The sequence below is a fragment of the Methylobacterium sp. 391_Methyba4 genome, assembly GCF_029691625.1.
Lineage (GTDB): Bacteria > Pseudomonadota > Alphaproteobacteria > Rhizobiales > Beijerinckiaceae > Methylobacterium > Methylobacterium fujisawaense.
This window is the reverse complement of the sequence record NZ_CP121475.1, coordinates 5,669,814-5,682,802: the sequence shown is the minus strand read 5'-3', so window position 1 is coordinate 5,682,802 and position 12,989 is coordinate 5,669,814. Positions and strand designations below refer to the sequence as shown.

The 12,989-nt window shown below is 71.6% G+C and carries 13 protein-coding genes; 6 read left to right on the top strand and 7 right to left on the bottom strand.

The window, feature by feature from the left end:
• Positions 1–133 precede the first annotated feature (133 nt).
• Together P9K36_RS26725 and P9K36_RS26720 are read left to right on the top strand one after the other, a co-directional pair.
• Positions 134–3,205, top strand: a complete 3,072-nt coding sequence (locus P9K36_RS26725; RefSeq protein ID WP_278306235.1) for a ribonuclease E/G — start codon at positions 134–136, stop codon at positions 3,203–3,205.
• Positions 3,206–3,499: 294 nt separating this feature from the next.
• Positions 3,500–4,621 carry a methyl-accepting chemotaxis protein gene (locus P9K36_RS26720; RefSeq protein WP_278306234.1) on the top strand — a complete coding sequence of 374 codons (1,122 nt, stop codon included), beginning with the start codon at positions 3,500–3,502 and terminating at the stop codon, positions 4,619–4,621.
• A gap of 40 nt (positions 4,622–4,661) precedes the next feature.
• Here the strand turns inward: P9K36_RS26720 and uraD are convergent, their stop codons facing one another.
• From uraD to P9K36_RS26695, 5 genes are all read right to left on the bottom strand, one after another.
• The gene (gene uraD, locus P9K36_RS26715; protein WP_278306233.1) at positions 4,662–5,171 is read right to left on the bottom strand and encodes a 2-oxo-4-hydroxy-4-carboxy-5-ureidoimidazoline decarboxylase; all 510 of its coding nucleotides are present in this window, start codon (positions 5,169–5,171) and stop codon (positions 4,662–4,664) included.
• A 337-nt stretch (positions 5,172–5,508) separates the two neighbouring features.
• Complete coding sequence (locus tag P9K36_RS31055) at positions 5,509–5,814, bottom strand: DUF2934 domain-containing protein (protein WP_043759875.1); 306 nt, start codon at positions 5,812–5,814, stop codon at positions 5,509–5,511.
• A gap of 13 nt (positions 5,815–5,827) precedes the next feature.
• On the bottom strand, positions 5,828–5,998 hold the full coding sequence (locus P9K36_RS26705) for a DUF3606 domain-containing protein (RefSeq protein ID WP_075381142.1): 171 nt from the start codon (positions 5,996–5,998) through the stop codon (positions 5,828–5,830).
• A 255-nt stretch (positions 5,999–6,253) separates the two neighbouring features.
• Positions 6,254–6,592, bottom strand: coding sequence for a membrane protein insertion efficiency factor YidD (gene yidD, locus P9K36_RS26700; protein WP_043355364.1), 339 nt, complete (start codon positions 6,590–6,592; stop codon positions 6,254–6,256).
• A gap of 4 nt (positions 6,593–6,596) precedes the next feature.
• The gene (locus tag P9K36_RS26695) at positions 6,597–7,040 is read right to left on the bottom strand and encodes an iron-sulfur cluster assembly scaffold protein (protein ID WP_043355362.1); all 444 of its coding nucleotides are present in this window, start codon (positions 7,038–7,040) and stop codon (positions 6,597–6,599) included.
• 239 nt (positions 7,041–7,279) lie between these two features.
• Between P9K36_RS26695 and folE the strand changes: the two genes are divergently transcribed.
• The 4 genes from folE to P9K36_RS26675 all read left to right on the top strand — a co-directional run bounded on the left by folE (position 7,280) and on the right by P9K36_RS26675 (position 11,190).
• A complete protein-coding gene (gene folE / locus P9K36_RS26690; RefSeq protein WP_043379097.1) occupies positions 7,280–8,098 on the top strand; it encodes a GTP cyclohydrolase I FolE in 819 nt (272 codons plus the stop codon).
• A 20-nt stretch (positions 8,099–8,118) separates the two neighbouring features.
• Positions 8,119–8,541 carry a phosphoribosyl-AMP cyclohydrolase gene (gene hisI / locus P9K36_RS26685; protein ID WP_043355359.1) on the top strand — a complete coding sequence of 141 codons (423 nt, stop codon included), beginning with the start codon at positions 8,119–8,121 and terminating at the stop codon, positions 8,539–8,541.
• A complete protein-coding gene (locus P9K36_RS26680) occupies positions 8,538–9,521 on the top strand; it encodes a patatin-like phospholipase family protein (RefSeq protein WP_043759870.1) in 984 nt (327 codons plus the stop codon). Before hisI ends, P9K36_RS26680 begins: the two co-directional genes overlap by 4 nt.
• Positions 9,522–9,618: 97 nt before the next feature.
• Complete coding sequence (locus tag P9K36_RS26675; RefSeq protein WP_043355355.1) at positions 9,619–11,190, top strand: alkaline phosphatase D family protein; 1,572 nt, start codon at positions 9,619–9,621, stop codon at positions 11,188–11,190.
• A gap of 180 nt (positions 11,191–11,370) precedes the next feature.
• On the opposite strand, the gene P9K36_RS26670 is transcribed toward P9K36_RS26675, so the two are convergent.
• On the bottom strand, positions 11,371–11,802 hold the full coding sequence (locus P9K36_RS26670; protein WP_043355353.1) for a CBS domain-containing protein: 432 nt from the start codon (positions 11,800–11,802) through the stop codon (positions 11,371–11,373).
• A gap of 131 nt (positions 11,803–11,933) precedes the next feature.
• Positions 11,934–12,755: a rhomboid family intramembrane serine protease gene (locus P9K36_RS26665; RefSeq protein WP_043355351.1), complete on the bottom strand. Its 822-nt coding sequence runs from the start codon at positions 12,753–12,755 to the stop codon at positions 11,934–11,936.
• Positions 12,756–12,989 lie beyond the last annotated feature (234 nt).

The following is a 12,989-nucleotide window of genomic DNA, read 5'->3' as shown; positions in this document are numbered from 1 at the left end:
GGCAATTTCCCCTCGAACCCATCCGCCTCGGCGACGAGGCCGGCACCCCACCCGACAGGTTTGACGTCGGGCGAGGCGCCGCCGGGACCACGGGCACGGAGAACGACGTCGGCCGCCATGCCGAGAGTCCGACATGGCCAACAAAATGCTGATCGACGCGATGCACCCGGAGGAGACCCGGGTCGTCACGGTCCACGGGTCTAGGGTCGAGGAGTTCGATTTCGAAGCCGCCAACCGGCGTCAGCTGCGCGGCAACATCTATCTCGCCAAGGTGACCCGGGTGGAGCCGTCGCTCCAGGCGGCGTTCGTGGAGTATGGCGGCAACCGCCACGGCTTCCTGGCCTTCAACGAGATCCACCCCGACTATTACCAGATCCCGCTCGCCGACCGGCAGGCGCTCCTCGAGGAGGACGCCCGCGACGCCGAGGAGCACCGCGAGCGTGAGGAGCGCCGCCGCCGGTCGCCGCGCCGCTCCCGCGGCCGCCGCGCCGAGGCCCGCGCCCGCGGCGCCGACGAGACCGTGAGCGCCGAGGACGGGCACGAGGCGTCCCAGACCGAGGATCAGGCCGAGATCCGGACGGAAGCCGGTTTCGATCCGGCCGCCGAGCCCGATACGCTCGCCGAGCATCCCGAGGCCGTGCGGGAGGCCCTCGCCTCCGAGACCGCCGCCGGCGACATTCCCGTGGCGCAGGACGAGCCGGCACGGGACGAGCCGGCGCAGGCCGCCGAGCCGGCGGCCGAGGCGCCGTTCGGGACCGCTCCCGTCGAGGCCGCCCCTGCCGAGTCGCAGGCGGCGCCCGACATGGCCGGACCGGTCGCTGACGACGCCGCCGAGCAGGACGCCCCGGTCGAGGCCGAGGCCCGCATCGCCGTGGCGGGGGCGCTGACCGTCGCCGAAGCGCCGGCCGAGTCCCTCGCGGAGGAGACCGCCGAGCCGGCGGACGCCGATGAGGCGGATGACGCGTCCGACGAGGACGACGAGGAATCCGACGACGAGGATGAGGATGAGGACGAGTCGGAGGACGACGAGGACGAGTCCGACGAGGATGAGGACGAGTCGGACGAGGATTCCGACGATCCCGACGCCGAGCCCAAGATCGCCCAGGTCGGCGGCAACGGCGACGCCCTGGCCGAGATCCCCGAGCGGCCCCGCCACTACCGCCGCCAGTACAAGATCCAGGAGGTGATCAAGCGCCGCCAGATCATCCTGGTTCAGGTGGTCAAGGAGGAGCGCGGCACGAAGGGCGCGGCGCTCACCACCTACCTGTCGCTCGCCGGCCGCTACTCGGTGCTGATGCCCAATACCGGTCGCGGCGGCGGCATCTCCCGGAAGATCACCTCGGCGGCCGACCGCAAGCGCCTCAAGGAGGTCGTGCAGGATCTGGAGGTGCCCGAAGGGATGGGCGTCATCCTGCGCACCGCCGGCGCCTCGCGCTCCAAGCCCGAGATCGCCCGCGACTTCGAGTACCTGATGCGGCTGTGGGAGTCGGTCCGCGAGCTGACGCTGACCTCGATGGCGCCCGCGCTGGTCTACGAGGAAGGCTCGCTGATCAAGCGCGCCATCCGCGACCTGTACAACAAGGATCTGGACGAGGTTCTGGTCGCCGGCGAGGACGCCTACCGCGAGGCCAAGGACTTCATGCGGATGCTGATGCCCGGCCAGTCCAAGGTCGTGAAGCCCTACCGCGACCCGACGCCGATCTTCGCCCGCTTCGGCGTCGAGCAGCAGCTCGACGCGATGTTCTCCAGCCACGTCTCGCTGAAGTCCGGCGGCTATCTGGTGATCAACCCGACCGAGGCCCTGGTCTCGATCGACGTGAACTCGGGCCGCGCCACCCGCGAGCACGACATCGAGGACACCGCCCTCAAGACGAACCTGGAGGCCGCCGAGGAGGTTGCCCGCCAGCTGCGCCTGCGCGACCTCGCGGGCCTGATCGTCATCGACTTCATCGACATGGAGGAGAAGCGCAACAACCGCGCCGTCGAGAAGAAGCTGAACGAGTGCCTGAAGAACGACCGCGCCCGCATCCAGGTCGGCCGGATCTCGCCCTTCGGCCTCATGGAGATGAGCCGCCAGCGCATCCGCACGGGCGTGCTCGAATCCTCCTCGATCCCCTGCGCCCATTGCGGCGGCTCGGGCTTCGTGCGCGCCACCGCCTCGGTGGCCCTGCACATCCTGCGCTCCATCGAGGAGGCGCTGCTCAAGTCGGCGAGCCACAACCTCGTGCTGCGGACCCGCACCGAGGTCGCCCTCTACATCCTCAACCAGAAGCGCGGGCACCTGCGCGAGCTGGAGATGCGCTTCGGCGTGACCATCACGATCGCGGCCGACGAGCGGCTGGCCGCCACCGCGGCCTTCCAGCTCGACCGCGGCGAGCCGGCTCAGCGCGCCGAGGGTCCGGTGACGGGCGTGCGCGCCCAGGCGATCTCGCCCACCACGGAGTTCGAGGACGAGGACGAGGAGGCCGACGAGGTCGAGGCCGAGGTCGAGGCGGATGCCGAGGGCGAGGCCGAGGAGGGCCGCGCCGAGACGCGCGAGGAGGCGACGCGCGAGGAGGGTGAAGGCCGCCGCCGGCGCCGCCGCCGCCGCCGCCGGGGCGGGCGTCAGGACGGTCGCGCCGAGGAGGATCGCGGCGACGATGATCGCCAGGAGGGCGAGCGTTCGGACGAGGACGGTCGGGACGAGGACTGGGACGGCGAGGAGCCGGCCGCAGCCGAGGCGCCGGCCGAGGCCGTCGCAGCCGAGGCCGGGGAGACCGACGAGGCCGTGGCCGGCCCCGACGAGGCGGCCCGCGCCGAGGACGAGGGCGGACGCCGCCGCCGCCGCGGACGCCGCGGCGGTCGCGGACGGAGCGAGGGCCGCACGCGGGACGCCGCCGAGACGGAGGATGCTCCCGAGGCGGTGGGCGAGACGGTGGCCCTGTCGGCGGAAGAGCCGGTGAGCGCCCAGGCGGTGGCGGAGGCGGTCGAGGCCGCCCCGGCGGCCGGCCGCACCGAGACCGCCGTGGATCTGCCGGTGGCGGAAGCCGAAGCCCCTGTGCCGGCCGACCGGGAGCCCGCCGCTGCGCCGGACGCCGCGACCGCTGCCCCGGCGGAGGTCCCCGCGGAGCCCGTGGCGGTGGTTCTGACGCCGCCCGCCGATCCGGACCGTCCCAAGCGCGCGGGCTGGTGGTCGCGCACCAAGGCCGCTCTGACGGGCGAATGAAGCATTGCGCCTCCAGATAGATCCATATCTGGAGGCGCAACCTCTGGCAGCGCCGCCGATTGCACTTCCGCAGAGTGCTATATCGGCGGCGGGCAGATCCGGTTATCCTTCACCATTGATTGAAGGTTCTGTGCGAGGGTCCGCTTCGATTCGGATATCGGAGTGTCCCGCATGTTCAGTTTGCGTCGGCAGCGTCACGTTTCTGACGCGGTCGCAACCCCGGTCATAACGCCTGCGCCGTCCACGATTCCGGCGGCGGCGCTGGTCGTGGAACCTCTGCGTCCCGAACCCGAATTGACCGTCGATCGCGAGTGGCTGTCGCTCCTGGCGCGCCTGTCCGCCTCCGCCTCCGACGCCGGGACCTCCATCGGCTGGATGACCCACGACGCCTCCGGCACCGCCGAGCAGGCCCGTCTGATCGCGGCAGCGAGCGAGGAACTCGCCGCGACGACGGGGGAGATCGCCGCCCGCTCCTCCTCGGCGGCCGAGACTGCCGAGACGGCCCGGGCCGGTATCGTCACCTGCGTGGGCGACCTTCACCGCGCCACCGAGGGCATGCGCGGGATCGAAGAGGGGACTGAAGAGATCGGCAGCCGGCTCGACAGCTTCTCGACCGCCGCCCTGCGGATCGAGGAGATGGCCGGCACCATCGCGGCGATCTCGGCCCAGACCAATCTGCTGGCGCTCAACGCCACCATCGAGGCGGCACGGGCCGGCGAGGCCGGCCGCGGCTTCGCGGTGGTCGCCGCGGAGGTCAAGACGCTGTCGGCGCAGACCGCCAAGGCGACCGACGAGATCCGGGCGCGGGTCAGCGGCCTGCGCGAGGAGATGGCGGCGATGCAGGCCGCGGTGACCCGCAGCCGCAACGCGGTCGAGGCCGGCGCCTCCGCGATGATGCGGGCCAATGCCCGCGTCGAGGCCGAGAGTGGCGCCGTGGCGAATGTGGCGGCGCAGATGCGCGAGGCCTCGGAGATCCTCGGCCAGCAGATGCAGGCCACCGGCGACATCGCCCAGAATGTCGGCCGCATCGCGGAAGGCACCGACAAGGCGCGCCGGGAGATCGGTGACGCCCTGGCGCAGTTGAGTCGGATCGAGGATCTGGGGCGTACCCTGCTCGATCGCCAGATCGGGACCAGCGCGGATCAACAAGTGATCCGCCTTTCGGCGGATTGCGCGGCCTGGCGCCGCGCGATCGCGGCGACCCTGGTCGGGATGCGCTCGACCGACACGCCGCCGGAGGGGATCCCCGCCGATTCGACGCGCGCCACCGCCATCGAGCGGCCGCTGGCGCAGGCCCGCGAACAGGCAGCCGCCCTGATCCGCCACGTGCGCAGCCAGGCCTGGGATCAGGCGACCACGGCCTTCGTCGCCTTCGAGGCGGCCGTGAAGGAGGCCCGGTCGGCGATCGAGGCCTGAGACCCGGGCCGGTTCCGCGACCGCCGCGTCGTGGGTCGTCTCACGGCGTGATCAGGCGGTCCAGGCGCATCCGGGTGATCTGGGCGACCTCCTCCAACGCGGTCGCTTCCTCGACCGCCGGATCCCGGCCGAGACGAGCCTCGAAGATGGACCGGATCTCGGCCCGTCCCCGGCCTCGCACGGCGATGATGAACGGGAAGCCGAAGCGCGCCCGGTAGGCGGCATTCAGGCGGTCGAAGACTTGCGCGTCGGCCTCGCCCATGCGGTCGAGGCCCGCACTCCCCTGCTCGCTCGCGGAATCCGCGGTGAGGCTGCGGGCGCGGGCCTCGGGCCCGGCGAGTTCCGGATGGCCGTTCAGGAAGGCGCGGCGGGTTTCGACGGGGGCGGCACGCACCGCCGCCATCATCGCCGCGTGCAGATCCGCGATGTCGGCGAAGGGCCGCCGGGCCCAGGCGGCCCGAGCCACCCAGGGCGCATGCTCGAAGACGCTGCCGAGGAGCGCCTCGAAGGCCGGCGCATCCATGTCGTTCAGGGCGGCGAGACCGGTCACGCGACCGGTCCTGCGTTGGCACCGGGCCGGGCTCGGGCAGCGGGGACGGAGGGCTTCAACGGGGGCTCCTGTCGCACGGGTGAGCGGACGGCCCGTTGCGGTGGAGACCGGGCCTTCGGGGCCGAAGGTTTCTCACGGCGCGCGACCGCGCAAGGCCCAGCCCAGATCGCGCCCTGCGCGTTGCACGGCCATGCGGGCGATCCCCCGCGACCTTGTGGTGGTCCTCCGCCGATCTCGCACAAGCCGGCCCCGCCGACCAGATGCCGCGCCCCGGGGGCTGTCATCCCGCGCCGCCTGGTCGATGGCGGATGATGCCCCGGTCTCGCTAGACCGCCGCTCAGGCCGGCGGCGAACCGGATGCCGGATGGTTCGGCCGATCCGCGCTCTTCCGGCGCTCCCGCTCCTTGCGCAATTCCCGCTCGGCCAGCAGCCAGAACTCGATCTCGAAACCCTCCGGCCGGTGGTTGCGCTCCCAGAGTTCGTAGGCCCGCTCGCGGATCTGCTCGAACGTGAGGGCATCGGGCGACCGGGCCGGAGGCTGGGTTACAGCGTCGTCGGATCCGGACGAGGGCCCGGGCTCGACCGACGGCGTCGCCGCCGCCGGAAGCTCCGGGGGCGGTCGGAAATCGGGGGGCACGTCCACGATGCCACCGCGCTCAGGAGGCCGGCTTGTCGAGATAGGCGGCCACGCTCGTGATCCGGCTTCCAACCATGGTCACAGCCTTGCGCAGCCGCTCCTCGCTGACGCCGAAGCGCTGTGCCCACTCCTCGCGGATGGCGCGGTCATAGATGTCGATATGCGTCTTGCCTCTGAATTCGGTGGACATTCTGTGCCCGCTCCGGTTCGCCGTGAGCCGCGGACATGCCGGGCTCTCCGCAAGGACAACCGGGGTCGAAGCCTTCGGTTGCGGCCGGTCGCACGGCGAGCGCCGAGGGCTCGCGGACCGCGTATCCCGTACCGGGTGGACGAGGCCCTGTGACGGGCCGGAGCGGCCAGACGCCGGAGCGGGCGGGCTGTTCGGCGCCTGGGCATCGACCCCGTCGCCTGCTGCTTCAGCTGAAACAGGCCGGGATCGCGACCTTCACCGCGCGTCCGCTCCACGCCCCTCCGCCACCGCCTCACAGGCGAAGGGTGACGGCGGCGCCTCGACGCCGCGCCAGCGGCCATAGGCCCAGGGGCGGTACCACGCCGATCCCGCGGGCAGCTGCTCCGGCACGAGATCGATCCCGTGGGTTCCGAACGGGCCGCAGCGGCAGATCCGGGCGACGCCCATCCAGCCGCCGGGCCAGACCCCGTGTCGGGCGATGGCCGTATCGGTGTATTCGGAGCAGCTCGGCCAATGACGGCACTGGCGGCCGATCAGACCCGACAGGGTGAGCTGATACAGGCGGATCGCCCAATGGGCGGCGCGCCGGACCATGCCCTCAGGCGGCCCGTCGCTTGGCGGCGATCTGATCGAGGGCGTCCACCACCGCGTCGAAGGTCAGGAGCGTCGAGGCATGGCGCGCCTTGAACGCCCGCACCGGCTCCAGCACCGCGAGGTCCGCCCAGGCGCCATCGGGCGCAGGCCCGTTCTCCTTGAGCATCGCCCGCATGGTCTCGCGGACGCCGCGCAGCTCCTCCGCCGTGGTACCGACCACGTGCCGGCCCATCAGCGACGAGGAGGCCTGCCCCAAGGCGCAGGCCCTCACCTCGTGGGCGAAATCCGTCACCCGGCCGTCCTCGCCGAGGACGAGGTCGACCGTCACGGTCGAGCCGCACAGGCGGGAATGGGCGGTGGCGCTGGCATCCGGGTTCTCCAGCCGACCGAGCCGGGGGATATCGGCGGCGAGTTCCAGGATACGGCGGTTGTAGATATCGTCGAGCATCGGGTCCTCAACCGGAGGCGTCAATCCCATCGGGACTCTGCCGCGTGCATCGCGCATTGCGCGTTGCCCCGCGAACGATGATATAGGCGCCGTACGGTCGCTTCGCGAGGAGGCGGGCCGTCGACCAGGGTCGCGCCCACGGCCACGGTGGTGCTCACGGCTTTAGACCATCCCGGGGCGCCGGCTTGAAACCTTTTCGAGCCCGGGAACTTCCCTCGAACGCCCGACCCGATCCGACGATGTACGCAAAGCCCGACAGCACCCCGATGAAGTCCCGCATCGCGCGGGCCGGAGATGCCATGGATGCCGCGCTCAAATCCTTGTCCTACCAGGGCGATGGCCAGGGTTTCGGCCGGAACGGGAGTGATGGGCAAGGGCTGAACGGCATGCGCAATGACAATCGGCCGGTGGATGACGGGCGTCCCATCGAGGTCGCGCCCGAGCCGGCTTCCGCCACCCGCGTCCCGGACGGGATCGAGACCGGCCGCCCGAGCCGCGCCGAGGCCGAGGCCGCCGTGCGCACGCTCCTGCGCTGGGCCGGCGACGATCCGACCCGCGAGGGCCTGCTCGACACGCCGGCCCGGGTGACCAAGGCCTACGAGCAGCTGTTCGGCGGCTATGGGGTCGATGCCGAGAAGCTCCTCGAACGCGTCTTCGAGGAGGTCGAGGGCTACTCGGACATCGTGCTGGTGCGCGACATCCCGTTCCACTCCCATTGCGAGCACCACATGGTGCCGTTCATGGGCCTCGCCCACATCGCCTACTACCCGACCCGGGGCGTGGTCGGCCTGTCGAAGCTCGCCCGCGTGGTCGACACCTTCGCCCGCCGCCTGCAGACCCAGGAGACGATGACCGCCCAGATCGCCGACGTGATCGAGAGCATCCTCAAGCCCCGCGGCGTCGCCGTGATGGTGGAGGCCGAGCATCTCTGCATGGCGATGCGCGGCGTCCAGAAGGCCGGCGTCTCGACCATCACCAGCCAGTTCCGCGGCGTCTTCAAGGACAATGCCAACGAGCAGGTCCGCTTCCTGACCCTGGTGCGCGGCGGCGCCAAGTAGCCTCAGGCGACGACCTGCCCATGACTGCCCGCGACATCGCTTTCGCTCCCCCCGGCACCCGCGCCGAGGTCGAGGAAGGTACGGCCCTCACGCCCCGATTCGACCGCGACGGGCTCGTCGCCTGCATCGCGGTGGACGCGCAAGACGGGCGGGTGCTGATGCTCGCCCACATGAACGCCGAATCGCTGGCGCGCACGCTCGAGACCGGCGAGGCTTGGTACTGGTCGCGCTCGCGGGGCGAACTCTGGCACAAGGGGGCGACCAGCGGTCAGATCCAGCGCGTGGTCGAGATGCGGGTCGATTGCGACCAGGACGCCCTGCTGATCCGCGTCGAGGTCGGGGGCGACGGCGGCTGCTGCCACACCGGCCGGCGGGACTGCTTCTACCGCAGCGTCGTCCGTGAGGCGGACGGCCAGGTCGTCCTGAAGGCCGCCGGGCGATGAACCACCCTCTTGCCACACGGTGGCAAGACGAATCCGCCGATCCCCATTTCCTTCCCGGAACCGTCGAGCCGGTCCGGCCGTCGCCGAGTGCCGGACCGCGGGTCGGGCTCGCGCTCGGCGGCGGCTCGGCCCGGGGCTGGGCGCATATCGGGGTGATCCGTGCCCTCGAGGAAGCCGGCATCCATCCGACCGTTGTGGCGGGCTGCTCCATCGGCGCGGTGGTCGGCGCCTGCTACGCGGCCGGGCGCCTCGACCGGCTCGAAGCCTTCGCCCGGGCGCTGACCCGGCGCCGCGTCGTCGGGCTCATCGATCCCCGTCTGCCGGGCTCCGGCCTGATCGCCGGCAACCGCCTGCGCCAGCGCCTCGCCGCGGATCTCGGCACGCGCCGCATCGAGACGCTGCCCATCCGCTTCGGCTGCGTCGCCACCGAGTACGGCACCGGCGACGAGATCAGCCTCACCGAGGGCCCGGCGGTGGATGCGGTGCGCGCCTCCTACGCGATTCCCGGCCTGTTCCCACCGGTGGCCCACGCGGGCCGCGTGCTGATGGACGGGACTCTGGTCAACCCGGTGCCGGTGGCGTTGGCCCGGGCGCTGGGTGCCGACCTGGTCATCTGCGTGAACCTCAACGGCGATACCGGCGGTCCGGTGGTGCGCGAGGCGCCGCATCCGCCCCCGCGCCGGGGCCTTCTGCAGGTGGTGCGCGGACGCCTGCCGGGTTTCGACCGTCCCGAGCCCGAGCTCGCCGTACCGGGCATCGCCCGGGTGGTGCTCGACGCCTTCAACACCACCCAGGATCGGATCTCGCGGGCGCGGCTGGAACGCGACCCGCCGGACGTCGCCATCGGCCCGGATCTCGGCGCCTTCGGGCTGTTCGATTTCCACCGCGCCGCGGAGGGCATTGCTCTGGGGCACCGCGCCGCCCGGGCCGCCCTGCCCCGGATCCGCACTATGCTGGAAGGTGCCGCGGCTCGGGCGTGAGGCTGTCGGGCCCCGATCCAGCCCGCCTGCGTGCTTGCCCGTCATCCGGCTGTCGCGACCGCCTGCGATGGGCGCCCTGCATACTGGAGGGCTTCCAATGTATACGAGTCGCCGTCAGATCCTGCTGTCCGGGGGCGCGAGCCTCGTCGGGCTGGCCTCCGGCCTCGGGCGCCCCGGCCTGAGCCGTGCCGCCGACCGGCCGGTCCTCACACACGGCCTGCAATCGGGCGATGTCGGCACCGACTCGGCGGTCGTCTGGGCGCGCTCCGACCGGCCCGCCCGGGCGATCGTCGAATGGGCGACCACCGAGAGCTTTTCCGACATCCGCGGCGGCGTCTTCGCCGACGCCCTGCCCGAGACCGATGGCACCGTGAAGGTGGCCCTGACCGGGCTGCCGGCCGGCCAGGACGTGTTCTACCGGGTCCGCCTCCAGGACATCGCCGCCCCGACGATTGTCGGACCGGCTCAGATCGGCCGGTTCCGTACCGCGCCGGCGGACAGGCGCACGGTGTCGTTCTGCTGGTCGGGCGACACGGCGGGCCAGGGCTGGGGCATCGACGAGGCCCGCGGCGGCATGACGATCTACTCGGCCATCCTGAAGAACCGGCCGGACTTCTTCATCCATTCCGGCGACACGATCTACGCCGACGGGCCGATCCAGTCCGAGGTGAAGCTCCCCGACGGCAGCCTGTGGCGCAACCGGGTCACCGAGGAGGTGGCCAAGCCCGCCGAGACGCTCGCGGAGTTCCGGGGCCGGCACAAGTACAACCTCACCGACCGGAACGTGCTGGCGATGAACGCCGCCGTGCCGATCCTGGCGCAGTGGGACGACCACGAGGTCACCAACAACTGGTGGCCGGGTGAACCCCTCACCCGGGCCGAGCACCTCAAGAAGAAATACTCCGACCCGAACGTCCTGGCCCTGCAGCTGCGGGCGGCCAAGGCGTTTCACGAGTACATGCCGATGCGCTTCGAGCCGGCGGAACCCGGCCGGGTCTACCGCAAGATCGCCTATGGCCCGCTGGTCGACGTGTTCATGCTCGACATGCGCTCCTACCGGGGCCCGAACGGCGAGAACAAGCAGACGGAGTACGGCCCCGAATCCCACTTCCTCGGGCCGCAGCAACTCGCGTGGCTGAAGCAGGCGCTGCTCGACTCCCGCGCGACCTGGAAGGTGATCGCCGCCGACATGCCCCTTGGCCTCGTGGTGACCTACGACGTCGACCGGAATTTCGGCTCGGAGGCGGTGGCGCAGGGCGACGGGCCGCCCCTGGGGCGCGAACTGGAGATCGCCGACCTCCTGCGCTTCATCAAGAGCGCGGGGATCCGCAACACGGTCTGGCTCACGGCCGACGTGCACTACACGGCCGCCCACTACTACGACCCCAACAAGGCGCAGTTCCAGGATTTCGACCCGTTCTGGGAGTTCGTCTCCGGCCCGCTGCACGCGGGCACCTTCGGGCCGAACGCCCTGGACAACACGTTCGGGCCGCAGCTGCGCTTCGTGAAGGCGCCCGACAAGGGTCAGGTGAACCTGTCGCCGGCCGCCGGCTACCAGTTCTTCGGCCACGTGGCGGTGGACGGTCGGACCGAGCAGATGACCGTGACCCTCAAGGACGCGGCCGACACCGACCTCTGGCACGTCACCCTCGATCCCATGAAGGCGTGAAACGGACCGCGGGCGATCATGGGCTTGAGCTGTCGGCCCGCTCGTCCGTCGACGCGGAGGCGCGCAGGTCCCCTCTCCCATGCGGGAGAGGGCGCGCGTCGCGCTCCGGCACCGCCGGCCTGCTCTGAACCGGTGAAGCCCGGGGGCCGGAGGGCGCGAGAGACGTGAGGCTTCGCGCCCCTACGCCATCGTGATGTAGTCGCGCAGGGCCTGCTGCTCGGCCTCGACGGAGGCGATCTTGCGCGCCACCACGTCGCCGATCGAGACCAGGCCGATCAGCCGCCCGTCCTCGCAGACCGGCACGTGGCGGAAGCGCCCGTCGGTCATCAGCGCCATGACCTCCTCGATCGTGGTGCTCCGACCGCAAGTCGTGACCGCGGTGGTCATATGGGCCGAGACCGGCGCGTCGAAGGCCGAGCCTCCGTGCCGGGCCAGCGCACGCATGATGTCCCGCTCGGAAATGATGCCCGCCACCGTCCCGTCGGCATGGGCGGCCACCAGGGCACCGATCCGCTTATCGGCGAGGATCTGGATCACGTCCTCCAGGGTCTTGTCGGGGCTCACGGTGACGACGGAGCTTCCCTTCTCGGCGAGGATGCGTGCGACGGTCATGGCTCTCTCCCTTGTGACGCGTCCGGTACGCCGTCAGCCCGCGGCGCCCTGATTGCGTTCTCGGCCGGGTTGGGCCCGGCGCGTTCACATTGTGGCGAGTGTGTGACCGATCCGGCCGGATGGCAAGGTGCTCAGTGCCGCCGCGGCTCCCGAGGGTCGACGAGGGGGAACAGGAAGAAGCCCGCGATGAAGCCGCCGAGATGCGCGTCCCAGGCGATGGCGGCGTTCTCGCCGACCAGCGGCATGCTGACGAGGCCAAAGAGCAGGTTGGTCAGGAGCCAGATCACCAGGAACGACACGGCCGTCCGGTTGCGCAGCAATTCGGGGATCGTCTCGGCGGGCCGGGCCGGCGGCACCTGCCAGGCCGGCGCGCCGTAGCCGGAGACCGGCGGCTGGAACACGAAGCGGGCGGCGGCCGCCATCAGGGCCGAGATCCCCGCCGAGGCGCCGACCAGCGGCCCGGCGCCCAGGGGATCGATCAGGATGTGGAACAGGCCCCCGGCCGCGGTGCCGGCAAGGGCGAGGACGCACCAGCGCAGGGCGCCGCAGCGGCGCGCCACCGGGGCGCCGAAGGCCGCGAGCCAGACGCTGTTGAAGATCACGTGCATCCACGAGCCGTGCAGCAGCGCGTAGGTGACGAGCGTCCAGGGCTGGAGGGCGTGCTCGCCCACGATGTAGCGGGCGAAGGCCTCGCGGGCCGCCTCAAGGCTGGGATCGCCCGTATCGGCGGCCGCGCGGATCACCTCGGTGGCTTGGCCGGGATCGAACCAGAGGGTCCAGCGCGCCGGGATCAGCGCCAGATCGAGGACGAGGCGGATGTCCCAGGTGTCCGGCAGCAGGAACTCGCGCACCGCCTGGATCGCCAGAAGAAGCCCGATCGCGAGGGTGACAACCCCCGGCATGTTGAACACGGGCACGCGGCTCTGCCGCGGAAAGTCGGGGGAGGCATCCATCGCGGCACCATGTCGGGGCGCGGCGCGACTGGGCAAGCCCCGGCGACGTATTGAAGCTCGCAAAGACGCAGAGGATACCAGTCCATCACACGGCGCCCATCTGTCTTCGCACCGGTTCCGCCCCGGATGACGGCTGAGCGCCGCGCGGGGTGCGACGATTGTGTCGCCGGCCCTGACGCGCTAACCCCCGGGCCGCGCGTCGCCGGTCGGTCCAGCGATGCGCGGACGCACCGG

Excerpts from the sequence above, each read along its gene's own strand:
- P9K36_RS26725 (WP_278306235.1), top strand. The coding sequence starts at position 134 with ATGGCCAACAAAATGCTGATCGACGCGATGCACCCGGAGGAGACCCGG.
- P9K36_RS26705 (WP_075381142.1), bottom strand. The coding sequence starts at position 5,998 with ATGTCCACCGAATTCAGAGGCAAGACGCATATCGACATCTATGACCGC.
- yidD (WP_043355364.1), bottom strand. The coding sequence starts at position 6,592 with ATGGTCCGGCGCGCCGCCCATTGGGCGATCCGCCTGTATCAGCTCACC.
- P9K36_RS26695 (WP_043355362.1), bottom strand. The coding sequence starts at position 7,040 with ATGCTCGACGATATCTACAACCGCCGTATCCTGGAACTCGCCGCCGAT.
- folE (WP_043379097.1), top strand. The coding sequence starts at position 7,280 with ATGTACGCAAAGCCCGACAGCACCCCGATGAAGTCCCGCATCGCGCGG.
- hisI (WP_043355359.1), top strand. The coding sequence starts at position 8,119 with ATGACTGCCCGCGACATCGCTTTCGCTCCCCCCGGCACCCGCGCCGAG.
- P9K36_RS26680 (WP_043759870.1), top strand. The coding sequence starts at position 8,538 with ATGAACCACCCTCTTGCCACACGGTGGCAAGACGAATCCGCCGATCCC.
- P9K36_RS26675 (WP_043355355.1), top strand. The coding sequence starts at position 9,619 with ATGTATACGAGTCGCCGTCAGATCCTGCTGTCCGGGGGCGCGAGCCTC.
- P9K36_RS26670 (WP_043355353.1), bottom strand. The coding sequence starts at position 11,802 with ATGACCGTCGCACGCATCCTCGCCGAGAAGGGAAGCTCCGTCGTCACC.
- P9K36_RS26665 (WP_043355351.1), bottom strand. The coding sequence starts at position 12,755 with ATGGATGCCTCCCCCGACTTTCCGCGGCAGAGCCGCGTGCCCGTGTTC.